The organism is Parendozoicomonas sp. 209JJ7-1 (genome assembly GCF_058147085.1).
On the sequence record NZ_JBYVJU010000019.1, the window covers coordinates 40826 to 67165 of the forward strand.

General features: G+C 49.2%; 19 protein-coding genes and 3 tRNA genes. 13 read left to right on the forward strand and 9 right to left on the reverse strand.

Annotated elements, in window-relative coordinates; translation table 11 throughout:
* Nucleotide 1: 1 nt before the first annotated feature.
* From ACY2RQ_RS16905 to ACY2RQ_RS16925, 5 genes are all read left to right on the forward strand, one after another.
* Entirely contained in the window at nucleotides 2–541 is a 540-nt protein-coding gene (locus ACY2RQ_RS16905) for a pilus assembly PilX family protein (RefSeq protein WP_490114173.1), read from the forward strand.
* A 676-nt stretch (nucleotides 542–1217) separates the two neighbouring features.
* Nucleotides 1218–4283 carry a pilus assembly protein gene (locus ACY2RQ_RS16910; protein ID WP_490114174.1) on the forward strand — a complete coding sequence of 1022 codons (3066 nt, stop codon included), beginning with the start codon at nucleotides 1218–1220 and terminating at the stop codon, nucleotides 4281–4283.
* Between the two features lie 2 nt (nucleotides 4284–4285).
* Nucleotides 4286–4591 (forward strand): hypothetical protein, encoded by a 306-nt coding sequence (locus tag ACY2RQ_RS16915; protein WP_490114175.1) that lies wholly within the window; start codon nucleotides 4286–4288, stop codon nucleotides 4589–4591.
* Nucleotides 4592–4656: 65 nt separating this feature from the next.
* Nucleotides 4657–5124 carry a type IV pilin protein gene (locus tag ACY2RQ_RS16920; protein WP_490114176.1) on the forward strand — a complete coding sequence of 156 codons (468 nt, stop codon included), beginning with the start codon at nucleotides 4657–4659 and terminating at the stop codon, nucleotides 5122–5124.
* A 135-nt stretch (nucleotides 5125–5259) separates the two neighbouring features.
* Nucleotides 5260–6873 (forward strand): EAL domain-containing protein, encoded by a 1614-nt coding sequence (locus tag ACY2RQ_RS16925; protein WP_490114177.1) that lies wholly within the window; start codon nucleotides 5260–5262, stop codon nucleotides 6871–6873.
* A gap of 32 nt (nucleotides 6874–6905) precedes the next feature.
* On the opposite strand, the gene ACY2RQ_RS16930 is transcribed toward ACY2RQ_RS16925, so the two are convergent.
* A complete protein-coding gene (locus ACY2RQ_RS16930; RefSeq protein ID WP_490114178.1) occupies nucleotides 6906–7835 on the reverse strand; it encodes a LysR family transcriptional regulator in 930 nt (309 codons plus the stop codon).
* A gap of 159 nt (nucleotides 7836–7994) precedes the next feature.
* Here ACY2RQ_RS16930 and metE point away from each other — a divergent pair, with 159 nt between their 5' ends.
* Entirely contained in the window at nucleotides 7995–10286 is a 2292-nt protein-coding gene (gene metE / locus ACY2RQ_RS16935; protein WP_490114179.1) for a 5-methyltetrahydropteroyltriglutamate--homocysteine S-methyltransferase, read from the forward strand.
* 96 nt (nucleotides 10287–10382) lie between these two features.
* Here metE and ACY2RQ_RS16940 read toward each other — a convergent pair whose 3' ends face one another.
* Nucleotides 10383–11456: a hypothetical protein gene (locus ACY2RQ_RS16940; RefSeq protein ID WP_490114180.1), complete on the reverse strand. Its 1074-nt coding sequence runs from the start codon at nucleotides 11454–11456 to the stop codon at nucleotides 10383–10385.
* 155 nt (nucleotides 11457–11611) lie between these two features.
* Nucleotides 11612–12067 (reverse strand): Z-ring associated ZapG family protein, encoded by a 456-nt coding sequence (locus ACY2RQ_RS16945; RefSeq protein WP_490114181.1) that lies wholly within the window; start codon nucleotides 12065–12067, stop codon nucleotides 11612–11614.
* A 256-nt stretch (nucleotides 12068–12323) separates the two neighbouring features.
* On the opposite strand from ACY2RQ_RS16945, the gene zapE reads away from it, so the two are divergent.
* The 4 genes from zapE (at nucleotide 12324) to ACY2RQ_RS16965 (ending at nucleotide 17352) form a co-directional block, all read left to right on the forward strand.
* Nucleotides 12324–13421 (forward strand): cell division protein ZapE, encoded by a 1098-nt coding sequence (gene zapE / locus ACY2RQ_RS16950; protein ID WP_490114182.1) that lies wholly within the window; start codon nucleotides 12324–12326, stop codon nucleotides 13419–13421.
* 67 nt (nucleotides 13422–13488) lie between these two features.
* Nucleotides 13489–13818, forward strand: a complete 330-nt coding sequence (locus ACY2RQ_RS16955) for an ArsR/SmtB family transcription factor (protein WP_490114183.1) — start codon at nucleotides 13489–13491, stop codon at nucleotides 13816–13818.
* Nucleotides 13819–13938: 120 nt separating this feature from the next.
* Nucleotides 13939–16251, forward strand: coding sequence for a zinc/cadmium/mercury/lead-transporting ATPase (locus ACY2RQ_RS16960; protein WP_490114184.1), 2313 nt, complete (start codon nucleotides 13939–13941; stop codon nucleotides 16249–16251).
* Between the two features lie 78 nt (nucleotides 16252–16329).
* Nucleotides 16330–17352 (forward strand): DsbA family protein, encoded by a 1023-nt coding sequence (locus tag ACY2RQ_RS16965; protein WP_490114185.1) that lies wholly within the window; start codon nucleotides 16330–16332, stop codon nucleotides 17350–17352.
* A 19-nt stretch (nucleotides 17353–17371) separates the two neighbouring features.
* On the opposite strand, the gene ACY2RQ_RS16970 is transcribed toward ACY2RQ_RS16965, so the two are convergent.
* Entirely contained in the window at nucleotides 17372–19135 is a 1764-nt protein-coding gene (locus ACY2RQ_RS16970) for an RING-HC finger protein (protein ID WP_490114186.1), read from the reverse strand.
* Nucleotides 19136–19676: 541 nt separating this feature from the next.
* Between ACY2RQ_RS16970 and ACY2RQ_RS16975 the strand changes: the two genes are divergently transcribed.
* From ACY2RQ_RS16975 to ACY2RQ_RS16985, 3 genes are all read left to right on the forward strand, one after another.
* Nucleotides 19677–19753, forward strand: a tRNA-Met gene (locus ACY2RQ_RS16975).
* Nucleotides 19754–19807: 54 nt separating this feature from the next.
* Nucleotides 19808–19884: transfer RNA gene (locus ACY2RQ_RS16980), tRNA-Met, on the forward strand.
* 50 nt (nucleotides 19885–19934) lie between these two features.
* Nucleotides 19935–20011: transfer RNA gene (locus ACY2RQ_RS16985), tRNA-Met, on the forward strand.
* A gap of 42 nt (nucleotides 20012–20053) precedes the next feature.
* On the opposite strand, the gene acs is transcribed toward ACY2RQ_RS16985, so the two are convergent.
* From acs to ACY2RQ_RS17010, 5 genes are all read right to left on the reverse strand, one after another.
* Nucleotides 20054–22021, reverse strand: coding sequence for an acetate--CoA ligase (acs, locus tag ACY2RQ_RS16990; protein ID WP_490114187.1), 1968 nt, complete (start codon nucleotides 22019–22021; stop codon nucleotides 20054–20056).
* Between the two features lie 324 nt (nucleotides 22022–22345).
* Entirely contained in the window at nucleotides 22346–24535 is a 2190-nt protein-coding gene (locus tag ACY2RQ_RS16995; protein ID WP_490114188.1) for a U-box domain-containing protein, read from the reverse strand.
* 313 nt (nucleotides 24536–24848) lie between these two features.
* Entirely contained in the window at nucleotides 24849–25325 is a 477-nt protein-coding gene (locus tag ACY2RQ_RS17000; RefSeq protein WP_490114189.1) for a YfjT/YkfB family phage-associated protein, read from the reverse strand.
* Between the two features lie 84 nt (nucleotides 25326–25409).
* Nucleotides 25410–26075, reverse strand: coding sequence for a response regulator (locus ACY2RQ_RS17005; RefSeq protein ID WP_490114190.1), 666 nt, complete (start codon nucleotides 26073–26075; stop codon nucleotides 25410–25412).
* Between the two features lie 79 nt (nucleotides 26076–26154).
* Entirely contained in the window at nucleotides 26155–26292 is a 138-nt protein-coding gene (locus ACY2RQ_RS17010) for a hypothetical protein (RefSeq protein WP_490114191.1), read from the reverse strand.
* Nucleotides 26293–26340: the final 48 nt, after the last annotated feature.

Below are 26340 nucleotides of genomic sequence, written 5' to 3' on the forward strand. Positions count from 1 at the left end.
TATGAACAATTGCAACAGACAAAGACAGAATGGAGCCGCGCTGATTGTCGCACTGATACTTTTGCTCCTGCTGACTTTATTAGGTACAGACAGCATGAAAAACTCCATGCTGGATATGCACCTGAGCAAAGGTTTCCAGGATTACAGTCATGCCTTTCAATCCGCAGAAACAGGACTGCGTATTGCTGAAGAGATTATTGAAAATGCAGCAAATCCTTCAGCTGTGGGGGGAAATCTGGCAGCAAAGAAAATCTCTTATGAAACAACCCGTGGAAATTACCAGAGTTACAGCTATTGGGCAGGAAGGCATGAATACAACGGCATAAACAACAGCAAGATTGTTGTGCAACCATGGAAGTTTGTGCCGGACAGCCTGGCTCTGAGTGGTGGTGAGCCAACGGGAATTCAGTATTACCGGGTGACAGCCAGGGGAACGGATCAGGCGTATGAAATGTATCTGGAAGATAACGCGGAAGACTATAAAAAGGTCCGTTCGGTTGTAGTGCTGCAGAGTATTTATGCGGTAAGACATAATAATTAATCAGGCTGGCTGTTATGGATGGTGTTATGAATAACAGTCTCTGAAGGAGAGCAGGGATATGCGACTCTTTAAATCTTTTCTTACTGGCTTTCTGGTGTTTTTATCCTGTAACACCGCTGCGCTTAACTTTGCCCAGAAGCCTTTATTTTTGACGAATGCTTCTATTCCCAATGTGATTTTGATGCTGGATGATTCTGGCTCCATGGACTGGGAAATTCTGACGAAATCTCATTTTGATTATTGTGGATATACTGAGGTATCTGATTGTGGTGGTTTGGAAACGGGTGGTTTAACTGAGTCTGATGAAGTTTATCCCGATGGTTACCCTTATTATGGTGAGGAACGATATCCTGCTGGGTATACATATTTCAATTCAACCGCAAATGCGTATCCAACCTCTAGCATATATGGAGGCGTTTTCGAAAATTCTTATGATCCAAGTAACCCACGCAAAGACTGGAGGGTTTTTTCAAGTGCATTAAATGTTATGTATTTTGATCCGGCCCAAACATACACTCCATGGGCTGGTGGCCATACTAATGCTTCATTTACCGCAGCAAGGTCGCACCCAGTATCAACAGAAGCCGGGTACAGTACACGCAGAGATTTAGCCGGTTCATTTTATGTAGTTGCAGAAGATACTGCGGGGTATGCAGGTGACAGGCCAAATAATGTAGTGAGTGACTATACCGCTGGGGCCAGTGGAGTTATTGATGGTTGGGATAATCATACGATTTACCAAATTAATTCTGCATCTATATCCCGCTGGCAGGTCACCTATGCGCCTTCTGGAAGCGTTGTTCAAAGAACTGCTACGCAGTTATCGGATATTACAGACCCGGTTCAGGTTGCCACAATTCAACAGAATTTCGCCAACTGGTATCAGTATTACCGACGTCGTTCTTTTGTGGTGAATGGCGCGGTTGGCAAGTTGCTTCAATCTACCCCTAACTATCGTTACGCTCTGGGGATGATAAATCAGGAGGATGAGGACTCGTTTTTACAGGGTTCCCCCGCAGATAACAGTGCCCTTACAACCCATAACAGTGCCCTTTTAACCAAGCTGTACAGTAAGGATCAGGCTGCTGTAGGTACGCCATTAAGGGAAGGGCTTGATTTTGCTGGAAAGCATTTAAAGAAAACTGCTGCGCCTGCTCCAATAACAGAAAGCTGCCAGCAAAATTTTACGGTGTTGTTTACAGATGGTTTCTGGAATGGTGATTCGGTATCAGGTATTGGCAATGAAGATGGAGACCCTTACCCCATTAATACATCCGATGGCCAGACTGTTGCGGATATTGCAAGGTATTACTACCAGCAGGATTTAAGAACCCTGACCAATAATGTTCCAGCATCCAGTGTTGATCCCGCGACCCATCAGCATATGAGTACATTTACCGTCGCATTTGGTGTGAATGGAAATCTGACAGACAGCACCAATGATGGCTGGCCAGATAATGGTGGCACCAACCTGACGGAGAGCAGTGATTGGGGAAACCCGTTTTCAGGAGCCAATGTCAACGCTCATAAAATCAATGATCTGTGGCATGCAGCATTTAACAGTAAGGGACAGTTCAGTTCCGCAGCTACGCCCAGCGCGGTTTCTGAAGGACTTTCTGAGGCGCTGGCAGAAGTTGACCGTCGTGTAGGTTCAGCGTCGTCTGTAGCTACAAATTCCGGGCGTCTGCAGGATAACAGCCGTCTTTACCAGGCCCGTTTTAACAGCGCGAACTGGACTGGAGATCTTTGGTCCCTGCCAATAGACAGCAGTGGCACGGTAGGTGCGACTCCGGTATGGAAGGCGGCCGATGATCTTGAAAACAGGGATATGAATGAGCGGTTTATTATTGTCGCGGATCAGGTTGGTGGGGGGGATAAAACCCTGGAAGGTAAGTCTTTCCGGGCAGGTGACGGGAATCTTTCTGAGGAGCTTAGAAATAAACTGATTGCCGGGAAAACCGCGTTAGGCGCGACCCAGGAAGATAATGAATTTGTTGCCGCCCTGGTCCGTTATCTTCGGGGAACATCTGCCAGTAGTCTGTCGTCTTATAATTTCCGCAGCCGTGCATCAAGGTTGGGGGATCTGGTTCACTCCGACCCTGTTTATTCCCGGCCTCCCGCCGCTTTTTCTGCTGCTTATACAGACACAGATGAAAATTATCAGGCATTTAAAACCGCCAAAGCTTCCCGGCCGGATATTATTTATGTAGGCGGCAACGACGGTATGCTGCATGGATTTAATGCCTCTACCGGGGATGAGGTGCTCGGATTTATACCCTATTCCGTGACCGATAATCTCTACCATCTCGCGAACCCGGATTACAGTCACCAATATTATGTGGATGGCCAGATAGCCCTGGTTGATGCCTATGGTTTTGGCGATGGAAAAGATGAATGGCGCACCGTTCTGGCTGGAGGGTTAAGAGCCGGCGGTAAGGGTATTTATGCTCTGGATGTCACTGATCCCCAGGATTTTATCTCAGGCTCCTCTGATATAACGGCGGAATCAGAGAAAGCCGCTGAGATTTTTATGTGGGAGTTCAATGCCGAAAGTGATCCGGATATGGGATACAGCTTTGGCAAGCCATTAATAGTCAAACTGGCGACGGGAAACTGGGGCGTTATTGTCGGAAATGGCTATGACAGCAGCTCAGGCAAAGCTGTGCTGTTTATTCTGGATGTGGCTACCGGAGAGCCTTTGTCTGTTGGTGGGAAACTGGATACAAAGGTAACAGGGACAAATGGCTTATCAAGTCCCACGGCAGTTGATACTGACCGGAATGGTACGGCTGATTATATCTATGCCGGTGATTTAAAGGGCAATATCTGGAAGTTTGATATCAGCTCTTCAACCCCTTCAGAATGGCGTGTTGCTTATACCAGTGGCGGCACCGAAATCCCCTTGTTTGCGGCGGGAACCAATAAGCCCATAACTGTTGCCCCTGAAGTTGGCAGGCATCCGACAGAAACCGGATATCTGGTGTATTTTGGTACCGGGAAGTACTTCGAGATTAATGACAACCAGAGTACCGGACAGCCAACACAAAGCTTTTATGGGATATGGGATCAAGGGCTTGCGGACAGTGAATTTAACGCTTCTCTGGTTGAGTCAAGATTTCTTACTCAGACCATTGGGGCAGAAATTACCCTCTATCCCAATGACACCAACGGAGATGGTGTACGCAACAGTCAGGATAAACCATCAACCCTGCGATTTACCTCAAATAACGATATCTGCTGGTCGGATTGCGGAACAGGTGTAACCCCCCATGAAGGCTGGAAAATAGACCTGATATTTAATGGAAATAACCGTGGGGAAAAGCAGGTTACCAAACCAATATTAAGAAATGGACGCATTATTTTCACCACCGTCCAGCCATCCCCTTCAGTATGCGATAAGGGCGGACAGAGCTGGCTGATGGAGCTGGCAGCGGTAGACGGAAGTCGTTTGTCTGAGCCACCTTTTGACTTTAACAATGATGGTAAGTTTGATGATAAGGATCTGGACTTTACCAAGATGACCACAGATCCATTGACGGACCTGTGCCCTTCCGGCGCTTGCCCTACTCCTTCGGGTATCTTGAGTGATGGTATTGTTCAGGCTCCGACCATTATTAACTGTGAAGCCGGCAGGGAATGTAAATACCTGAGTGTTTCCAGCGGCAATATCAACAGGGTTGATGAAAATCCGGGAGCCTCCAGCCTGGGCAGACAGTCCTGGACTGAGCAAAAAGGGAATTGATTATGAAATGGATAGCAGCAGTAATAATTTATCTTATGTCATGCTTTGCCTTGGCCGGAGATACCCGAATAGCCAAAGGCGAAATTGAAAGTGTGAATGGTCGCACCGGCATTGTTCAGATCAAGAAGAATGATACTCAGTATAAACTCACGCCTGATGTCGTAGTTGAGTCATCCTATAAAAGCAGTGGTCGCCTTTTTATTATGCCCGGATTGAGGGTTAGTCTGTATTCAGAGGATGGCGTGAAAGTTTCCCGAATAATTATTCATGGACCATACTCATTGCTACAGGAAATGGAGCAGCATTAAAGGCGGTAAAATTCAGTCATTTCTGCTGTAAAGGATGTAATTTCAATCCATGGATGGAATGAATTATGACACGCTTTAGAATGAGTCGGGTCAGGATGTCTCCAAAAGCCAGGGCCTTTACGCTGACTGAACTCCTGATTGTTATAGGGATACTCAGTATTCTTCTGGCATTTGCCTATCCCTCTTACAAAGGTTATATCGAACGGGCCAGCCGTTCTGACGCACATATTATGATTCAACGGCTGGCGATGGCCCAGGAGCGGGTATATGCGGTTCAGAATGCTTATACCGATAGCATCGCCTCCCTGGGCAGCGGAACCTCCGATGAGGGCTATTACAGTGCCACTGTTTATAAAGATGTGCGGAGCTGCGCAGGTTCCCCACTCGAAAATGTTACGGGTTATACAATCCTTGCAAACCCGGTCGCGGGCAAGTCCCAGGCCAGTGATGGTGAATGCACCTGCATTTCCATGGATAGTCGGGGTGTCAAAGGTTCTGCCGGAGCCCGGGCCAATCCTGAAGACTGTTGGTAGAAGTGATAATTAACCGCCTGCCTGTGATGGACTCACGGTTCTAGAATCAGAGGTGAGTCCTCAATTTATCAGTAAGTAGTATCTATGATGTCTGATAACTCTGTCTGTACGGTTCTTATCCTGGGAAATGGCCAGATGGCTGATCAGCATTCTTCTCTTGAAGCTGATTTGGCTGGTATGCACTGTTCCTGCCTGTTTCCAGAAACGATGGATGAATTCAAGCAGAGCCTTTCTGAGGGAATTGCCAATATTATTATTGTTTATGATGTTTCAGGGGCGGTTATTGAAACCGGTTTGGCTCTTAAGGAATTGAAAGAGAGTAAAACAGGCATACCGCTTATCGTAATTTCCAAAGAAAGAAGTCATGATAACGTCGTTAAGTGGATGTCAGCTGGCGCTTCTGATGTTGTTGCTGATGGTGATTCAGAGCACCTGCAACTGGTATGTAAAAGAGAATTACCCAGAACATCCGGTGAGTCTGTTCAAAATTACCCTGAAGAAAAAGATACCCCTAAACAAAGGCAGGAGCAGTTAGCAAGTATTATCTCTGGCTTGGATGGAAGTGACACGGAACAGGTGTTGTTTGCTCTAGAGATACAGGGCTATTCATCACTGAAACTACAGACAGACAATAAAAACCTGCTGGCGATGAAATCTTCTTTGGTGACAGAAATATCGGGTTGTTTGCAAAAGGCAGATGTACTTTCCGGTTGTGATGACCAGTTTCTCTTTATTATTGATGAAATCACTGAGAGTGAAATTAACAATGTCGTAAAACAGATGATGGCTGGGGCTGAGAAAATATTTATCGACAGCGATAATGGCAGTACTCAGATTTCCGTGGCTATCGTTGCCATTCCTCTGAAATATCCTGTTTCTGATGGCGAAGAGTTGTTTGCTAGAGCCGGTAATCTTCTCTCCCAGGCTGCGGGTAAAGAAAACGATAAATATGTGATCTATTGCCCGGCCAGCGAACAGGAGCGTCAGGCCAGCGAAGGGGATGCCCACGCTCTGGTTCAGCATGCACTGGATAACAGCGGTTTCCGGCTTATGTATCAGCCAATCGCCAGTTTAAAAGGTGATGAGAATGAGCATTACGATGTGTTGCTCAGGGTGTTGAATCCGGAAGGAAAAGAGGTTCGAGCCGGGGATTTTATGGGAGCCATAGATCGAACAGCCCTGGCAGAGAAAATAGATAAGTGGGTCATACTCCAGAGTTTTAAGAAAATGCTGGAGCAGAAGAAAACCGACAGCAACATCCACATATTTATTCACCTGAGCAGCGCGAGTATCCAGGATAATAAGTTCCTGCCATGGGTGTTCCTGCTGCTGAAAAAGTCTGAGGTGAATCCCGGTTTCCTGGTTTTCCAGCTTTCAGAAGAGAATGTTGTTCGGTACCAGAAAGAAGCCCGGCACCTGATGACAGGGTTGAAAAAAATTGGGTGTTTTACCTGTATCTACCAGTTTGGCAGTACCCTGAACCCGATGCGAATTGCCAAGGATTTTGAGAGTGACTATGTCAAGCTGGATGGCAAGATCACGGCGGATGTCGCCGGAAACCCGGATCAGGAAAAACCTGTCCGGGAAATGATTGAAGAACTGCAGGAAATGGGCAGAAAAACTATTGTTCCCCATATTGAAAATCCCAATGTTATGACCCGTGTATGGAGAACAGGCTCGGATTATGTTCAGGGGTATTTTCTGCAGAAGCCCAAGCCCGATATGGATTATGACTTTGGCTCTCTGTAAGTGGATTCCTGTTTGTTTGCCGTCAGAAGCATCTACACCGGTTTAATATTATCCAATCGGGAAAAACAGGTCTCCTTGGCTGTCTCAATAAAATCCTGAATATAAGGTTGCCCGACGTGTTCTGTTCTGACCGCCGCAAACAGTGTGCACCAGAGTCCGTTCTCTCCCAGCTTTACAGCGCTGACATGTTCCCTGTCGAGGTATTCCTTCAGGGCCCAGTTAGGTAATGCTGATACACCCCGCTGACTGGCAACCAGTTGTAGCATCATTAAAGTGAGTTCTACATTGCGGGTAGCTGCTGGTTCCATATTGGCAGGGTCAAGAAAGCCTTTATAAATGGCCAGCCGATCATGCTCTACCGGGTAAGTAATCAGGGTTTCCTGTGTCAGGTTTGCCGGCTCCAGCCATGGTTTTTCGCTCAGGGGGTGTCGTTTACTGACGGCCAGCAGCATTTCATATTGAAACAGGGAAATGTATTCAATCTCAGGGCTGGAAACAGGGTCTGAGGTTATCACAAGATCCAGCTCACCTCTCATCAGTGCGGGCAGCGGGGCAAAATTAAACCCGCTGGCAAAATCCATCTCCACCTTCGGCCAGTGCTCCCGGTATTGGTCAATGGTGGGCATCAGCCATTGATAGCAGCTGTGGCACTCAATGGCCATATGCAGCCTGCCGGACTCACCACCGGCCAGTCTCAGCAAGTCCTGTTCCGCCAACCGTATCTGAGGGAGCAGCTCTTCTGCCAGTTTAAGCAAGCGCAGACCTGCGCTGGTAAAGCGTGGAGGCCGGGTTTTACGGAGGAACAGTTCCATGCCAATACGGGACTCCAGCTCTTTAATCTGATGAGACAGGGCAGACTGGGTCAGGTGTAGAATGCGGGCGGACTCTACCAGACTTCCGGTCTGCTTGAGGGCATGGAGGGTTTTCAGGTGACGAACTTCAAGGCCAATCTGGTTGTTCATGTAAATGTGGCTCTGAGACTTCTGTTTATATTTGTGTTCGGTAAATCCTATTATTAGTTTTATTCATTATCAACTTTAAAATAATGAGATTGATTCACTTTATGGATTTTATAATACTCCGTTCCTGACAATAACCTTACATTTCAGGAGGGAGGGAAAGTGACTCTTTCGCACAGTCTTGGTTTTCCGCGTATCGGTAAAAACCGTGAACTTAAAAAGGCACAGGAAAGTTACTGGAAAGGAAATTTATCCCGGGAACAGCTGTTTGCTGAGGGAAAACGCCTGAGGGCAGAGCACTGGCAGATTCAGAAAGAAAGCGGACTGGACCTGATTCCGGTTGGTGACTTTGCCTGGTACGACCAGATTCTGAATCATTCCCTGATGCTTGGGGCGATACCGGAGCGCTTTCTTCAGGAGGATACCAGCGCCAGTGATATAGATACCCTGTTCCGTATGGCCCGGGGGCGGGCACCTTCAGGCCAGCCCGCCGCTGCCTGTGAAATGACCAAGTGGTTTGATACCAACTATCACTACATCGTTCCTGAACTGCATATGGGGCAGAGTTTCCAACTCTCGACGGATGTTCTGTTTAACGAGGTTCAGGAAGCCCTTGAACTGGGGCATAACATTAAGCCTGTTCTGGTTGGCCCTTTAACCTGGCTTTGGCTGGGCAAAATCAAGGGGCAGGACTTTGATCGTCTTGAGTTGCTGGAAAGTGTGCTCAATGTTTACGGTGAAGTACTGCACAGGCTTTCTGAGCAGGGCGTGGAATGGGTACAGGTGGATGAACCCATACTGGTTCTTGATCTGCCTTCTCAGTGGTTGCAGGCCTTTGAAACGGCTTACAACCGTTTGCAGTCCGCAAAGGTCAAGATTCTACTGGCGACTTACTTTGGCAGTCTGAATGGGCATACGGCACTTGTCGGTAGTTTGCCTGTTGCGGGGGTTCATATTGATGTTGTTCGAGCACCAGAGCAGCTGATCCCAACAGTGGATGCTATTGCCCTTTCTCCTTATAAAGTGCTCTCCCTTGGTGCTGTTAACGGACGTAATATCTGGCGGGCGGATCTCGGAAAAATCGTAGAAGAATTGCAGCTTGCCAAGCAGCGACTGGGTGACAGGCTCTGGGTTGCGCCCAGTTGCTCTTTACTGCATACGCCTGTTGATCTGGATTCGGAGCAGAATTTGAACAGTGAAATTCTGTCCTGGCTGGCATTTTCCAGACAGAAGTGTGAGGAAGTCGCGGCACTTTCTGCGCTGTTTAATGGCGATGAAGATGAGCGGGCTCAACAACTGCTGGCTGCGTCCGATAAAGCCGTAGCCAGTAAACAGGCTTCTTCACGGGTTCATAATCCAGACGTTAAGCAAAGAGTTAATGACATCAATGCCAACATGGATCAACGTCACTCATCCTATAAAGTAAGGGCTGAAAAGCAACAGAAGTTGTATAACCTGCCCCTTTATCCGACGACAACCATTGGCTCTTTTCCCCAGACTGCGGATATCAGAAAAGCCCGCCGGCGATTCCGCAGGCAGGAAATAAGTGAGCAGGCTTATAAAGCGTTGATGAAAGCGGAAATTAATCAGGTTGTTAAGCGTCAGGAAGCGTTGGGGTTGGATGTTCTGGTCCATGGTGAGGCAGAACGAAATGATATGGTCGAGTATTTTGGTGAGCAGCTGGATGGATTTGCGTTCACATCCAATGGCTGGGTACAGAGTTATGGTAGCCGCTGTGTAAAACCGCCGGTAATTGTGGGTGATATCTCCCGCCCCAAAACCATGACCGTAGACTGGAGCCGGTATGCCCAGAGCCTGACACCAAAACCAGTGAAAGGCATGCTGACAGGGCCGGTTACCATCTTGTGCTGGTCATTCCCCCGTGAAGATATTGATCGCAGTGAATCCTGCCTGCAGCTGGCGCTGGCTATTCGGGATGAAGTGGTGGATCTGGAAGCAGCTGGAATTGGCATTATTCAGATAGATGAGCCGGCCATTCGGGAAGGTCTACCACTGAAACAGAGGGAATGGCCTCAATACCTGGACTGGGCGACAAAAAGCTTTCGAATAGCCGCCTGTGGCGTAAAGGATGAAACCCAGATTCATACCCATATGTGCTACAGCGAATTTAACGACATTATTGAATATATTGCGTCGATGGATGCAGATGTTATCACTATCGAAACATCTCGCTCTGATATGACCTTGCTGGATGTGTTTGAAAGGTTTGACTATCCCAATGCCATTGGCCCGGGGGTATACGACATTCATTCTCCAAATGTCCCGGAGAAGGAGTGGATGAAGCAGCTTATTTTAAAAGCTGCTGAAAAAATCCCGGCAGAACGCCTGTGGATGAATCCTGACTGCGGCCTGAAAACAAGGGATTGGCCGGAAGTGGAAGCTGCGCTTTCGACTATGGTTGAGGCTGCAAGGGATTTACGCCCCCGGCTTTGAGCGTATCCTGGTCAATGATAATCAGCACATCGGAATGTCTGTTCCCAGGGGTTCCGATGTGCTGTTGTCCTGATTCCGGTTATTCCGTAAATCCGGTTAGTCCGTAGATTGTGCGAGAAAACGATCAAGGGCGAATATCGCTCCGAGGGCTCTGCCACCATCAACAAAGTTGATGGACGCTACTGGATAATCAAAGGCATAAAACTTGTAGACGGAACCATCAGGTGATGTTTTCTTGTCCGGTATTTTGATAGACAGATGTCGGGTTTCACCGTGGGTAAATACAATATCCAGCTCGAAGGGCGCGTCACCTGGCGTTCCCGTAAGGCCTATGCCGACACCCATGACCGCTTCCGTATTCTGCATATTCAGTAAGGCAAAGCCGGGATTTCCGGCTGGCACAGGTAATGTCTCATAGGTTATGCCGTGATTTTGAGCCAGCTTAAGAAAGGTGGGCCGATTGGCTCGGTTTAAGGGGGGAGGTGAGTAAACATCAACCGTTGGGAAGAAGGCTGCTCCACTTCCTTCTACTGAAATTGCGACGGACTTGATGGCAAATCCAGAATTGAATAAATAAGTTCCGGCATTCAGATTATCGTTCAGCCGCAAAGGAGGGTAATGGCTGATTGTGGTTGAGAAAGTCTCTGTCTTGCCATTAAACTGGGTGATGGTGGCATGAACCTTTCTGGGCACAAGGCCACCGGCATCCATGGTTGAAAATCCCACGGCTAACACCGGTGTACCGGAGAAAACATCTGGTAACCCACTGACAGTTGTCGTAATTCCTGCGGCTTCGCCAAGCCCCAGTGCCTTTCCGTTATAACTCACCATTTTTTTGCAGGTTGAATCAATGCAGAACTTGCAGTGGTCACAGAGGCGGGCGACTGTTTTCGAATCAAAACCGCTTATCTGATACGTTAACTTGTTGATAACCTGATGATCCCAGGGCAATACACCGTTGTTGTCGACTTTATCAAGCTTGGTTGTCAGGGAGCTAAATGTTTCCGTAAATATCGGTTTGTAGGGAAATGGCTGGCGGGAGGCCCAACTTAGAACATCCTTCCTGTTTCCGGATTGTGCTGGAGGCTGTTTGGCCAGGCTGTTGGCGGCAAGGGTAACCAGCACTGGCAGGCAACAGGACATAAGTATGTGGTGTGTAAAGTATTTCATGGTGGGAACACTGCCTGAGGATAAACCGAAGCGAGGATTACACAGGCTAGCATAGCTTTGCGGTGGCGATTGAAAGATCGCTCGCAAAAAGAAAACCCACGGTGACGTGGATTTTCTTTGCGGGAAAGGTGTTTTGGCAGCAGGTCAGGTGGCGTTTACGCTGAATCTGTTCCGGTTTCTTTATGCTCACTGGCCACCCGGAAGTTTTCAGACAGGGTACCTTCATCAGCCGCGGCTTTGGGAGCATAGTCTTTAGGCTGTTCAAGGTTGGCAGCCTGGGTTTTGCTATTCAGGGCCTGGGTGCTCAGAAGGGAGTCATTCAAGCGATGACGGGTCAGCTCATCATTGCACAGTTCATTGGCGCTGGTGGCCAGATGTTCATGGACATCCCGGTAGGTTTCTGTCAGGCGATTAACAAGGTGAGCGCTGGTGCTGAAGTGGTCGCTCACCTTGTTTTTGTAATCTTTCAGTTCGGCTTCCAGTTCGGCGACCCGGCCACGGGAACCGACAGGGCTGTTACCACTCAGGAAATGATACAGCACAACACCGATGACCAGACCGGTAAAAAACGCCACTCCACCTGTGATCCAAAGCAGGTTCGATATCTCCACAATCCAGCCTCAGGTTATTCAGTCTACGATAGGGTTATACCCTCAGGGTGCCGGCCCGGCCTGTAATGTGCTTACATAGCCAAGAATCCATGGGCCAACAGCCCTAACTTATAATCTTTTCCTGTCACTGTATAGCGGTTCCGGGTTACCAAGTGTTGTTCTTCGGTTCGGGTAGAGAGCTGTTCGGCTGGAGAGCAGGAGTGGTTCAGGGTAGAGTATGGCCCCCTGAACCGTGCGGGATAAGAACGAGAAAGTTATGACGCCGAGTGAGCATTACCGGCTGGATCTGCAGCAGGAAGGATTCGTCCACGACAAGGCCCAGGAAAACGCAGTTAACCATCTGCAGCGCCTGTTTGATGACCTGCTGGAAGCTGAATCCCACAACAGTGGCCTGAGAAGCCTGTTTCGTTTGGGGAAGAAGCGTGAGCCTTGCCAGGGGCTGTATTTCTGGGGCGGTGTAGGCCGGGGCAAGACCTATCTGGTGGATACTTTCTACGACTGCCTGCCTTTTAAGCAGAAAATGCGTACCCACTTCCACCGTTTTATGAAGCGGGTGCATGCCGAACTGAAAACCCTCGAAGGCCATAAAAACCCGCTGGTCACCGTAGCCCAGAGGCTGGCGGATGAGGCCCGGGTTATCTGCTTTGATGAATTCTTTGTTTCTGATATCACCGATGCCATGATTCTCGCCGGGCTGTTGGAAGAGCTGTTTAAAAACGGCGTAACACTTGTGGCTACCAGTAATATTGTTCCCGCCGGTTTATACAGGGATGGTCTGCAACGCAGCAAGTTCCTGCCGGCTATCGCGCTGTTGGAAAGGTACACCGATGTGGTGAATGTAGACAGCGGCGTGGACTACCGGTTGCGGGTTCTGGAGCAGGCCAGTCTGTATCATCATCCCCTGGATGATGTGGCTTTTGCCCGGATGGAAAAGAACTTCGTCGACCTGCTGCCGGGTACGGACCACAAGGTGGAACTGGACGGCACTATCGATATTGAAGGACGGCCCATTTCTTACAACAAGATGTGTGAAGATGTGGCCTGGTTTACCTATGATGCCCTGTGTGACGGTCCCCGCAGCCAGAATGATTACATTGAACTGGGGCGGGAGTTTCATACAGTACTGCTCTCCGACGTTCCTCAGATGGGCGCTGCGGTGGATGATCAGACCCGCCGTTTTATCAATCTTGTTGATGAGTTTTATGACCGGGGCGTTAAACTGATTATGTCCGGTGAGACGCCGTTGCATGAACTGTATACAGAGGGCAAGCTGAACTTTGAGTTCCAGCGCACCCTGAGTCGCTTACAGGAGATGCAGTCCCGGGAATACCTTTCCCGGGAACACAAGCCGTAGGTTTAACTGACGCTCCCGCAGTACAGAATACGGGCGTTGTGAATTTGCCCCCGAGTGAGAGAATTTTATGGATGATGGGATAGCCCCCAAGATGCGGCCTTTGAATGACAGTGAATACACAACACTGTCAAAAATATTCAAGGTTCTGGGGGATGAGGGGCGCCTGCGCATGGTGCTGGCCTGCATGGATGAGCCCCGGGCGGTCTGCTGCCTTTCCGAAGTGGCAGGCCTGTCCCAGTCTCTTACCAGCCATCATCTGCGGTCTTTGCGCGACATGCGTATTCTTCGCTCCACCCGGCGTGGCCGGCAGGTGTTTTATGAGTTGGATGATGATCATATCCGCCATGTATTGCAGGATCTGATCACCCACGTACGTGAGCCCCATAGCTGCATCTGATTCCCTTTACTGATTTTTACGTTATCTGAGGATATTTCTTCCTCTGAAGCTTGCTTATTCAAACACATGAAATTATATTCATATGTATGGATTTTCATATGCTGGATGACGGAGGTTTCCATGAGTTCCTGCTGTAAGAGTTCCCATGACACGAGTCGTGGATGCAACACCACCCACTTCCATGACCACAACCACGAGGTGACTGCGGCAACCGCTACGGCCTCTGTTTCTGCCGGCAATGCGCAGTGCAGCGGTGAAAGCGATGATGACTGCTGCTCGTCGGGGGATGATGGTGACGGAGAGTCGGAGTCCTTAACCGGTAATAATCTTCACGTCTGGCATATTTCCGGCATGGACTGTCCCGCCTGTGTTCGCAAAGTTGAAAACGCGCTCTCCAAAATTCCCGATGTCATGAAAGCCCATGTTTCTTTCTCGACCATGCGCTTGCAGGTGCAGTTTGCTAATGGGAAGGATAATCCGCAGGCTGTTCAGGAGGTTGTCGATGGGCTGGGTTATAACCTTGCAGAGACCGGTGAAGAACTGCCTGCCCAGAAAGAACCGGGTTTCTTTAAGAAATACAGCACCCTCCTGATACTTGCCGTCCTGATGGGGGCAGGTGCAGTGATTAACTACTTTTCCCCGGCGGCCGGTTCAGTTGCCTTGACCATGGCAACCGTCTGGGGCCTGATTCCCATCGGGAAAAAGGCATTTACCCAGGCGCGCTCAGGCACACCTTTCGGCATTGAAACACTTATGACCGTCGCTGCGCTCGGTGCTCTGGCTTTGGGGGAAACCCTGGAAGCCGGTATGGTTTTGCTGTTGTTTCTGATCGGTGAAGAGCTGGAAGGACTGGCAGCCAGACGGGCCCGTAAAGGTGTGGAAAGCCTGATGGCGCTGACGCCGGACAAGGCAGTCAAAATCCTTTTTGGCACTAATGGGGAAGAGACTAAAAAGACTACCCTGGCCGCAAAGCTGGTTCCGGGAGATGTGATTGAAGTTCTTCCCGGTGACCGTCTGCCGGTGGACGGTGAACTGATTACCGAAAGCGTCAGCTTTGATGAAAGTGCTCTGACGGGGGAATCTGTTCCCGTTGACCGTATGGCCGGTGAAACAGTAATGGCCGGCAGTCTCTCCGCAGACCGTGTGGCCCGTCTGAAGGTGGTCTCCGAACCGGGCAACAGCGCCATTGACCGTATTGTTCGGTTGATTGAGGAAGCGGAAGAGCGCAAGGCTCCGATTGAACGTTTTATTGATCGCTTCAGCCGCTGGTATACCCCGCTGATGATGGTGGTATCGGCTCTGGTTGTACTGATACCGCCCTTGTTTCTGGGGGGAGAATGGAGTACCTGGATTTACCGTGGCCTTGCCATGCTGTTGATTGCCTGTCCCTGTGCTTTGGTTATTTCTACACCAGCAGCAGTCACTTCCGGCCTGGCCCGTGCGGCACGACAGGGGATTCTGATTAAAGGCGGTATTGCCCTTGAACAGCTGGGCTCTGTACGACAGGTGGCCTTTGATAAAACCGGTACCCTGACCGAAGGTCGCCCGGAAGTGGTTGAAGTTGTCGCTTACAAAAACGACAGCAACCATTTGTTAGCTCTGGCCGCTGCTGTTGAGACCGGTTCCCGGCACCCTCTGGCTCAGGCTGTTGTTCGTCGGGCTGAAAAGGATGGCGTTGTCGTCAGTGAGGCTTCTGATGTCAGTGTCCAGGCCGGTAAAGGTGTTACTGGCAGGGTGCACGATAGAATTGTGACTATAGGCTCTCCGGTTCATCTGCAGAAAGAAATTGCAATAGTCCCCAATGCTGAAAGTCGCATTACCGAACTGGAAGAACAGGGATGTACAGTTGTTGGTGTTGTTTATGATGGTCAGCTGCAGGGACTGCTGGCTCTCAGTGATACCCTCCGTGAAGATGCCGCTCAGGCTGTTTCTGACCTGAAAGCACTGGGCGTTAACAGCATTATACTGACCGGAGATAACCCCCGGGCCGCTGCTGCTATCGCTGTCCGTACCGGCATGGATTTCCGTGCCAGCCTGCTGCCGGAAGACAAAATGACGGTAGTGGCAGAGTTGGAGAAGCAGGCTCCTGTAGCCATGGTCGGCGATGGTATTAATGATGCGCCAGCAATGAAACAGGCCCATGTAGGCATCGCGATGGGCAAGGGTACAGATGTGGCGCTGGAAACCGCAGATGCGGCCCTGACCCATGAGCGGATCACCGATATTGCAGCTATGATTGATCTGTCCCGGGCCACACTGAAGATTGTGCGACAGAATGTGATTTTTGCTGTTGGACTGAAAGCGGTGTTCCTGGTTACCAGTCTGTTCGGAATAACCGGCCTGATGCTGGCGGTTATGGCCGATAGCGGAGCTACTGCTCTGGTAACATTAAATGCTTTACGGCTGTTACGGCGAAATAGCCGGCGAGAATAGAGCAATAATGGATTTGCGGGAGCGATTTACTGACTCCCTTCCCTGTTTCTTTGGAATTCTGAGACTTTTTTGAAAACCATGTTGAAAAAAATAGCTAATGTTTCGGCGGCACTGGTCATGTCCGCATCGGCTGTAGCTGTGCAGAATGTAGCTGCGCAGAATATAGCTGCGAAGGGTGCCCCCTTGTTTACTTACGGCGGAAAAGATTACCGACTGAAGGACCTGCAGCCCGATCTTCAACAGCGTTACTTTGAGAATCTGAATGAAGCCCGGGTGAAGAACTTGAATATTCTCGACCAGGCGGTGCTGGATATTTATGTGAATAAGCTGGCTGCAAGCCAGAATCGCTCCGTCACGGAAACCCGCGCAGAATTAATGAAGGTTGCTCCTGTAACTGATGCCGATGTGGAAGCCCTGTATAACCAATATAAGGACCAGATTGGTATGCCCTTTGAGCAGGTAAAAGAACCCCTGCGTCAGCGCATCAGCGGTATGCGTACGCAGGAGCGTTTTCTGGAGCTGGTGGCGAAGGCCAAGAAAGAGAATGGCTTTGAACCAAAAATTCCTGAAGTGGAACCCCCCACCTTCACCATGGATCTGACACCTTTCCCGTTCAAAGGCGCGGAAGATGCCAAGGTGAAAATTGTTGAAGTGGCTGATTATCGCTGTCCCTATTGTAAGAAGGCAAAGGTGGCTGTTGATGAACTGATGAAGAAACACAAGGGCAAGATTCAGCTTGTTTATGTAGACCTTCCCGTTGTTCAGAAGGCGTCAGGCATTTCTCAGGCGGTTATGGCTGGTGCTTACTGCGCCCGTCAGCAGGGAAAATACTGGGAATACAATACTGCTGCCTACGATATGCAGAAAGATCTTGGTTTGGATTCTCCTGCCAAAATTGCTGATATGCTGAAACTGGACAATGAAGCTTTCCAGGCATGTATGTTTGATGACAAGGCTGCCAACTATGTTAAGCAGTCCGCTGAATTTGCTAACAGTTATGGCGTTACCGGTACACCGACGTTTTTCGTAAATGGTAAGCGCATACATGCCCGTGATCCTTATGTAGACCTGGAAAAAGTAGTTGCAGACACATTGAAATAATCTATTGATATTCCCCTTTTCACATCAATTTGCATGTTTTTTTAGGCAGCTCTGGAACGTGGGGAGGGGATTCTTCGTCCGTTATTTGGACTGGTAGATAATAACGGTTAACCTGGTGTACTGGTTCCTGGCAGGTCGGACAGCTGTTTGTGCTGCCTGTTCCCCGTAGCGCAAAATCACGTAAGCATGAAAGACAGAAAGGGTGGCCGCACTGGGGAGCAACAGCCTTTTTAATACTGTTATTGCATATTACGCATTGTCCTGAGGGTATATCAGCTCCTCCTTTTACGTTGGTCCAGAATACGCTGTCAGACATGCGTAAGAGTTGAGGTGGAGTATTTATTGGAGTGTTTATTGTTGCGGAAGCCTGTAATGACACTCCTGGAGATGCTGGAAGGGGCTGTGCTGTCGCTGCTTTGGGTTCCGGAGGAGCAGGCGTGGCTCTCTGTATTGTCGCATAAGGCCCAGGTGGATTGGCAGTGTGATGCATATTTGGTTGTAACCTATAACCTGGCGAGAAGGAATGTGGTGTGCTGCTCGGTATTAAACCGGAACCGAATCTTTTTCTCTGAGGTAAAACAATAGCCGGGCCTGGAGCCGGTCGGGTAGAAGCAATATCCAGAAGGCTGTGTAAAAGAAAAAACCGATCCTGAGAATTATCTATATTCCAGACAGTAGAAGAAGCCATGGCTGATGGTTTTTCTGCATGGAGGGATTCATTGTTGCGTAAAAAATACCACTTTGAGTCAGTAGGATATTGATAGTGCTGAAAGCTCTGATGGAAATGGGTGAAGTAATAGGGTGTGAGCTGAAGGTAGACAAAGCAAGTATTGTTTGACGCCTGATATTGATCTGCTGAACGGCGAAATTCCTGACTGGCCTGTTTCCAAGGGTCAATAACTGTTATCCCTGTGGTTGACTGGGCCAGGGATTCAATGAAATTCTGGCTTTGTGCCTGGGTACTTTCGTCAGGGTGATGGAAAATAACCAGTTTTTTAGCTGGCTTGATAACCAAAGGCGCGTTAACCGCAGGCTGAAGCATATTCAGGGTTGAAATATTCGCTCGCTGACTGGCAGGAATATTGAGCAGAATAGATGCCTCCGGATCCTGTTCGTTGTGCCATGTGATGGCTTCATTGGGGAACAGGGTTTGATCCTGAAACTGGAAGACCTGTACGTTTTTCTCTTTGTCGAAATAGACAGGACCGCTGTAAAGAGTGGAGTAACCCGACATGGAGGGAATATCAATGGCGGGGCTATGCTCAAGTATCAGGCGTTGATTCCATAGCAGGGTTGATGTGTTTTTCAAATCAATATCCCCTGAATAGGGTACCATTGAAAAGATATTGAGCCGGTTATTTTGGTACAGCCCCAAAGATGTATAAGCCCGGAAGTGATCCGGTTGAGGAGGTTTGAGGGTATGTTCAAACGCTGTTTCAGTTGATTGAGCGCCGGGCTTCTGCGTTAAATAGATATGGTAAAGATAGTTTTCCTGTTTGCTTCCTTTCCAGGTCAGGGTGGCGAGGAAATGACTCTCTGTCGCTGACAATTTTTCCTTTATCAGTTTCCAGGTATGACTGCCTGGGTTCCAGACAGCCTCTGAATCCAGGGCCGCCTGCTGTAGTTCCAGTTCCTGTTGAGACCAGGTGTTTATCAGATAGGATGTAGCGTCAGTTGGCACAACAATAATTATGTTGTAGTGATATTCTGCCGCCAGAACCCTCTGAAACAGGATGTTCAATAACAGAAGAAGCAAATAAGAAGTGAATCTTCCCGCAGTCATTCGTTTTACATCTTGAAAATGGTGGAAAGGATGTATAGATCAAAATTTGAAAACCGGCATTTTTAGTGTGTAACGCCGAGGTGTGGAAGTTGGCAGGTGTATATCCTTATTCATACTCTGTTGACACAGTGCAGGTATAAACCATGTATTTGTAGATGCGGCGCCGATTTGTCACTCCGGGGGGCTTTTATAAATACCGCTGAAGAGAATGTGAGTACGGCTGTAGCCACAAAGCCACTCATCGAAATCAAGTGTTTTTGTTTCTGTCCAGCTTTTTTGGGTTCTGCAACTATTGTTGTATGGGGAGCTGAAATGATGACGTTCTGGGTAGACGTTCCGGGTAGAAGTTCTGGGTATTAGTGGAATGCCTGTTAATGTTAAGTGGAGTCCTCGTTTCCCATTTGGGTTTGCACAGTATTTGTCGTACTTGATTAGGGGCAGCAACTTAATTCGAGGGAAGAAGGCAGTTCCGTCTCGGAAAATAATAAAAGTATTTCATTGACTTACAGATACCTCTCCTTATAATTCGCATCTCGTTCGGTGCGGGGTGGAGCAGCCTGGTAGCTCGTCGGGCTCATAACCCGAAGGTCGTCAGTTCGAATCTGGCCCCCGCTACCAAAGAACGGTGTGTGTGAGCGTTTTCAAAGCTTGCAATAGAATATGCAATATCGGTGCGGGGTGGAGCAGCCTGGTAGCTCGTCGGGCTCATAACCCGAAGGTCGTCAGTTCGAATCTGGCCCCCGCTACCACTTTTCGATAACGACGAGAATCGAAAATTTGATTATTGCATTCAGACTGGTGCGGGGTGGAGCAGCCTGGTAGCTCGTCGGGCTCATAACCCGAAGGTCGTCAGTTCGAATCTGGCCCCCGCTACCAACACTTTGATTATTATTATCCTTTCGGTTTTTTCTCAGCTGTTTAGCAGAAATTATCTTCTTCCAGATTTGATACACGGCTTTCGAGCAGTTGTTGAATAACGGATGAATCCGCCAGTGTTGATATGTCCCCAAGGTTTTCAGAGTCCCCTGTGGCGATCTTTCTTAAAATACGCCGCATAATTTTTCCTGAGCGTGTTTTAGGTAAACCGGGTGCATGCTGGATATAATCCGGCAGAGCGATAGCTCCAATTTTTCTGCGGGCCTGCTGCTTGAGTTCATCATCAAGTTCAGGGGCAAACTTCTCTCCCTGGTTCAAAGTGATAAACACATAGATGCCCTGGCCTTTGATGGCATGGGGAACGCCGACAACTGCCGCTTCTGCAACCAGTGGATGGGCAACCATGGCACTCTCAATCTCAGCTGTTGCCAGCCTGTGACCTGACACATTTAGAACGTCGTCTACACGACCGGTCATCCAGTAGTCTCCGTCTTCATCCCTGCAGGCACCGTCTTCGGTAAAGTAAAGTCCGGGGAATGTGCTGAAGTAAGTCTGAGAAAAAAGCACATGATCATTGCAGATGGTTCGAGCCTGCCCAGGCCAGCTATCACATATGGCCAGATTACCGAAGGATGCACCTTCAAGTATTTCACCTTCATTGCTGACAATGGCGGGTTTAATACCAAAGAACGGTCGGGTAGCTGCGCCGGGTTTCAGGGCTGTGGCACCGGGTAAGGGAGTAATCATGATGCCGCCGGTCTCTGTCTGCCACCAGGTATCGACAACCGGGCACTCACTCCGCCCAATGACATCCCGATACCAGTGCCAGGCGCTCGGGTTAATGGGTTCCCCGACACTGCCGAGAACTTTCAGGCTGGTCCGGGAAGTGCCTTTTACAACGGCATCGCCATAGGCCATCAGGGAGCGTATGGTTGTTGGCGCTGTGTAGAAAATATTGACCTGGTATTTATCAATAATCTCACTTATGCGGGAGACAGCCGGGTAATTCGGTAATCCTTCATGCATAACAATGGTGGCACCATTGGCCAGTGGTCCGTACACCACATAGGAGTGTCCGGTAATCCAGCCAATATCCGCATTGCACCAGTAAACGTCACCATCCTTATAGTCAAAAACATACTGGTGGGTCATGGAGGCATACACAAGATAACCCCCTGTAGAATGAAGAATACCTTTTGGTTTTCCTGTTGAGCCTGATGTATAAAGAATAAAAAGAGGAGCCTCGGCGTTTATCTCCTTTGCCTTGCATTCGGGTTGTGAATTTTCTTCAAGTTCATGCCACCAAATATCACGCTGCGAATCGAAGGAAATATTTATTCCTGTCTGGCGATAAACAATCACTTTCTCCAGAAAAGTGATTTTTGGATGGGTCAGTGCCTCATCAATATTGGCTTTAAGAGGTATGTGTTTTCCCCCTCTTATGCCTTCATCAGCGGTAATTGCGATTTTCGCTTTGCTGTCGATAATACGCCCGGCGATAGCCTCTGGTGAAAAACCCGCAAAGATCACTGAGTGCACAGCGCCAATGCGGGTGCAGGCCAGCATGGCGATCACCGCTTCAATCACCATGGGCATGTAAACAGCGACAACATCTCCCTGGTTAATACCCAGTGACAACAGGCCGTTGGACATGCGGCATACCCGCTGGTGCAGTTCCCGGTAGGTAATCTGTTGCTGTTGTTCGGGTTCGTCCCCTTCCCAGAGGATGGCTATCCGCTCCCCTCTTCTTTCCAGGTGCCTGTCCAGGCAGTTGTACGACACATTAGTGGTGCCGTCCTGATACCAGCGAATATGAAGGTCATCCAGATTAAAGGAGACATCTTTTACCTGAGTAAAGGGTTTAAACCAGTGAATGCGTTGTCCATGTTTTCGCCAGAACTCTTCCGGATGGTCAATAGAATGCTGATACATCTCTTTATATGTCTCTGCATTAATCCATGCCTGTTGGGCGAGTTCAGGTGAAACGGGAATAATGGATAAGTCCGACATATCGGCATCAGCTCCGGTAACCAGGAGAGCGCATGAGTATAGGCAGGAGATGTTTAAAGCCTGTGTTTTCTTTGAAAAAATCGGCTTTTGACCCTGGTGTTTTGGGAGAACTCCGGGAGCATAAAAGATTACATTTTCCGCCATGGCAGCCAGTATTGACTTGCTGCTTTTCCTGCTTGCCCGGACTCTTTGAGTGGTCAGGTTGCAGAATGCGGGCAGTTCCAGATTAACAGGGTGCATAACTGAGTTGCCTGCCCTGAGCTATTGGCAGTTTTTTGAAGTTGCAGAGCGGGAGGGGTGAACTGCACTATTGAGTTGGTCGCTTTATGTGCCTGTCTTCAAGGCCGCTTTCTGGCTGGCCCAGCGACTGATGTCCAGGCGCAGTTCAGGGTCTTCCTGCACCTGCTCCCATTGCAGGGGCCTACGGGTCAGAGGGTTGCTTGGACTTATTTTCAGCCATTCTTTCAGGGCATCATGGTCAAACACGTATTTGTGTTTACCCTCCCAGACACAGACCGGATGTTCGATAAGATCATGGGTGATCGGGCAGCGATATGCGTCAGGGATAGCGATAAAGCTGCGCATAACTCTTTGCAGATTGCGTCGAAAGTCTGTTTCTGTCTGCAGTAACTCTGGATAGAGGCCATCCTTCTGTTCCTGCAGTAACAGCCATTCTGTTGACTGGCCCATATCCTCTTTGCCGGATTGAACCAGCTCTTCAGTTGCCTCAACTAACCGCTTAATCACATTATTATTGTTTTCGTTGGAAGTGCTGACGTAGTGGGTGATCATCGCCAGAATGGTCCGCCGGGGATCAAAAGGGTGGTTTTTAATGGCAATTTGTATAGTGCTTTCCTTTATTCCGAGTTTACGACCAAATTCTGCAGGGCAATGGGCCAGCAATTTGGCGATGTAGATAAAGCTACAGGATCGGTAAGCATCACGGGCAACTTGCGCCAGCGCAGTATTTGGTGCGCAGTGCATCCAGGCAGGTAATTGCTGCAGTGTTTGTTGAGCCCCCAGAAAATTAAGGGCGTGGTACAGATGCCCGGTTTCATAGCCTGACTCATAGCCTGACCTTGGGGGCAGTAGTTTCTTCCACAGGGCTGCCTGAAGCTGAGATAGATCGTGCCTGCAGTTTTTCTCGATAATGGTGACTTCTTGCCAGGTTAATCCCATAGTCATTCCCAGCCAGAACCAGTTATTGCCAAGGTGGAGGTGGAAGCAGTGGTTGGCGTCTAATGGTACTGACTGAACCTGTTTTTCCCCCACATCCATGGGAGTATCGCTGAGTTCCTGGGCCGTCAGGTAGGGCAGTTCGCTATTATCTGGTAGCCGGCAGGCTGTTACCCCTGTTAAGGCAGAACAGTGGTTGACCAGTGACTTCTGATTGAGCTGTTCCAGGGCGTAGACAAAATTTTCATGGGTCAGGCGATTAAGCCTGAGAGCGGCTGTACAGATACTTTGTACTTGGCTAGAAGTCTGCTCGAACTGGTTTTCAAAGAGGGTCTGTTGCAGAACATCTTCGGGGATGCCCAGGTAGCGGCCAAAAGGTTCCGGCTCGTTGATTTTATTGAGCACTTTCAGAAGTACCAGAATGTTAAGCGGTTTGAGTTTTGGAATTGTGGCGCGCTCTGTCAGTGTGTCCATTATTTTCTGAGCACTATTGAAGTCATTTATATGGGGGCTGCATAGAATTCTGGCAAGATCATTTGCCGTTACTCTGTTCTCAGTATGTTCAAGCCAGCTTTGCAGAACATAGAGTATTTTTTTTTCAGTGCTGTCTACCCAGTGAGGAAACAGAATAGAGGTACCGGTTTCATGAATCAGGACGTCCAGGTTTATATCTTTTGGAATGAAACAGAATAAATCCCGCAGGGTGAGCTTCTGCATCATGGCACGCTGTTTATCACCGGGGTAAACCCTGTAATCCGGCTGGCGTGGCTGGGTGGAAAGAGCTGTCAGGGGAGGGCTGAACTCGTGGCAGTGGGCAAATGATGTTTGCAGGTTGCCCAGTGTTAATAATCCTTCCTGTTCCAGTTCCCAGAACAACTTGAGCTCTTTCTCAACGACGGAATTGCTTTCTTTGATAACTGTATGACTGCTAACGGGTAGCCCCATTTCTATGCCCAGCTCCGGTTTGAGGGTGTCTATGTCTTTGCCTGTCCGACGTATCAGAAGCAGCGCCTCCCGGGCGGAGAGCCGTGTGCTCTGGGACAAGCTGTCAGGCTCTCCTGCAATTACTGGAAGTGTGGGTGGCAGGTGGTACTGGTTCCTCAGCAGCTGGCATTGATTCGAGCATACCTGTGCCAGCGCCTGTACAAGCCGTTCTGCGGTCAGAATGTTTTTGGCTTCAGCCTGTTGAAGCGACCAGAATATAATATCCTTAGGATTTTTCGGGTATGTCGTTACAGTTTTCAGATCTTCCTGGCTCAGACCAAGGTAAAAGCCGAACCCTCGACAATTTTCGCTGTAAATGTTTTGGCAATAAGTCCAGGCCTGTTGTGCGGTCATTCGGTGCCCGGAAGGAAGTGGCCGGGCTGAACTTAGAGGGATTGTGCCGGAAGGACCAGGGCTTCCCTGGTTCCGGGGGATGTTTGGTTGCCTTCTGGCGGCGGAGCGAGGCTGTGGCTGCAGACCCTGAGAAGGGGGAGGCCGGGTTCTCCAGGTTCTCCAGAATCTGCTGATATCCATATTCTGCTCCATAACCACAACGACTGTTTGTGGTTATTTCAGCACAAGCTGGTACTTGATTATCCTAACTGGTCAGTTAGAACTGCTGACTAAATAGTCTTTTGTCTATTGGTTATCCCGACCGGAGATGGCTCTATTGGCAGTTTTTTTCGAGGTTGCTGATAGCACTGGCGGAGCGGCTTAAGGAAAAAGTCCCTGCCCGGTTCTTGTTGGAAGCGTCCGGATAAATAACCCTTACACGATTTCCCGCCGAGAGTTCCTGCAACAATTCTTCCGTGATTCCTGAAGCCGCAACCACTGCCATGGTGTGCTGGCTTGCTTTAAGGGTCCACATCTGTTCCTTATCAATCCTGATTTTTATTTTTACGGGGCTGCGTTTGCGGAAACGTTGTTTTGGAAGGTAAAGAGCCAGGGAGATGCGCGGGTCTCGTGAACTGCAGAACAGTTCCAGTTCTGCTGTGCTTTTTGAGGCGGTGGCAGATGCTGTGTAGTGTTTCAGGGAGCCGCTTTTAAAACTCTTGTACTGCCAGTTGGCCTGAGTGGGCAGGGAAAGAAGAAGTGTCAGGGACAGTAATGGAAAAACGCGAAGCGCGTGAGAAAGGAGTGTCATACAGACATTACCCGGTGCATATAATCATGGCTTGAAACTTAAAGAATCATGATCATATCACGGGGCAGAGTGAGCAAGAACCGACTATTCGTTAGATGTATCTGGCTTGCCAGGCTCTTCCAGATTCAGCTCTTTCAGGGCGATGACTGCCTGTGTTCTGTTGCGGACACCCAGCTTGCGGAAAATAGCCGTGACATGCGCCTTGATGGTGGCTTCGGAAATGTTCAGCTCCCAGGCAATCTGCTTGTTCAGCAGGCCTTCGCTGATCATACCCAGAACCCGGAACTGTTGTGGCGTCAGGGAGGCGATACGTTTTTCCAGCTCGCTGCTGGAATCTTCCATTTTCTGATTCATATCCACGCTACTGGGAATCCAGTTGCCGCCACGGATAACATCCTGAATCGCGGATTTGATCACCCCTATGGAAGAAGATTTGGGGATAAAACCGGATGCGCCGTAACCAATGGCCTTGCGAATTACCGCCTCGTCATCCTGGGCGGAGATCACCACCACGGGCACCTTGGGGTGCTGGCCACGGATATAGAGCAGGCCGGAGAATCCGTGGGCGCCGGGCATATTCAGGTCCAGCAGCACCAGGTCGGGGTTGCTCTGGATCTCAAGGGCATCCTGAAGGGAGGCGATGGAGTCAGTCTCGGTGATTTCCGGCTGTTCTAGGGCCTGGGTTACTGCAGACTGCAGAGCGGCACGAAACAGAGGATGGTCTTCGGCAATGATTATACGAGTATCCATGGCGCTTCTCTTCCCTGTACGTGAGCAGGTTAACCCCATACATGGGGTCAGATGCTCTGAATCAGCATCACTGTTTTGACTATAGCGGCTCAGGGGCAGAGCTGGTTCCGGCTTCCAGGTTCTCGACTGCGGTTGCCAGTTCCTGGGGGTGTTTTTCTTTGAAGGGGGCGTAAAACGCCTGCAGATTGGCGATATCCCCGGCCTTGTCACCGCTCACCAGCTGGCAGATAACGGGAATTGAAGGTCTGGAGTGAAGAACGCCAGA

Excerpts from the sequence above, each read along its gene's own strand:
- ACY2RQ_RS16905 (WP_490114173.1), top strand. The coding sequence starts at position 2 with ATGAACAATTGCAACAGACAAAGACAGAATGGAGCCGCGCTGATTGTC.
- ACY2RQ_RS16915 (WP_490114175.1), top strand. The coding sequence starts at position 4,286 with ATGAAATGGATAGCAGCAGTAATAATTTATCTTATGTCATGCTTTGCC.
- ACY2RQ_RS16920 (WP_490114176.1), top strand. The coding sequence starts at position 4,657 with ATGACACGCTTTAGAATGAGTCGGGTCAGGATGTCTCCAAAAGCCAGG.
- ACY2RQ_RS16925 (WP_490114177.1), top strand. The coding sequence starts at position 5,260 with ATGGCTGATCAGCATTCTTCTCTTGAAGCTGATTTGGCTGGTATGCAC.
- ACY2RQ_RS16930 (WP_490114178.1), bottom strand. The coding sequence starts at position 7,835 with ATGAACAACCAGATTGGCCTTGAAGTTCGTCACCTGAAAACCCTCCAT.
- ACY2RQ_RS16940 (WP_490114180.1), bottom strand. The coding sequence starts at position 11,456 with ATGAAATACTTTACACACCACATACTTATGTCCTGTTGCCTGCCAGTG.
- zapE (WP_490114182.1), top strand. The coding sequence starts at position 12,324 with ATGACGCCGAGTGAGCATTACCGGCTGGATCTGCAGCAGGAAGGATTC.
- ACY2RQ_RS16955 (WP_490114183.1), top strand. The coding sequence starts at position 13,489 with ATGGATGATGGGATAGCCCCCAAGATGCGGCCTTTGAATGACAGTGAA.
- ACY2RQ_RS16960 (WP_490114184.1), top strand. The coding sequence starts at position 13,939 with ATGAGTTCCTGCTGTAAGAGTTCCCATGACACGAGTCGTGGATGCAAC.
- ACY2RQ_RS16965 (WP_490114185.1), top strand. The coding sequence starts at position 16,330 with ATGTTGAAAAAAATAGCTAATGTTTCGGCGGCACTGGTCATGTCCGCA.
- ACY2RQ_RS16970 (WP_490114186.1), bottom strand. The coding sequence starts at position 19,135 with ATGACTGCGGGAAGATTCACTTCTTATTTGCTTCTTCTGTTATTGAAC.
- acs (WP_490114187.1), bottom strand. The coding sequence starts at position 22,021 with ATGTCGGACTTATCCATTATTCCCGTTTCACCTGAACTCGCCCAACAG.
- ACY2RQ_RS16995 (WP_490114188.1), bottom strand. The coding sequence starts at position 24,535 with ATGACCGCACAACAGGCCTGGACTTATTGCCAAAACATTTACAGCGAA.
- ACY2RQ_RS17000 (WP_490114189.1), bottom strand. The coding sequence starts at position 25,325 with ATGACACTCCTTTCTCACGCGCTTCGCGTTTTTCCATTACTGTCCCTG.
- ACY2RQ_RS17005 (WP_490114190.1), bottom strand. The coding sequence starts at position 26,075 with ATGGATACTCGTATAATCATTGCCGAAGACCATCCTCTGTTTCGTGCC.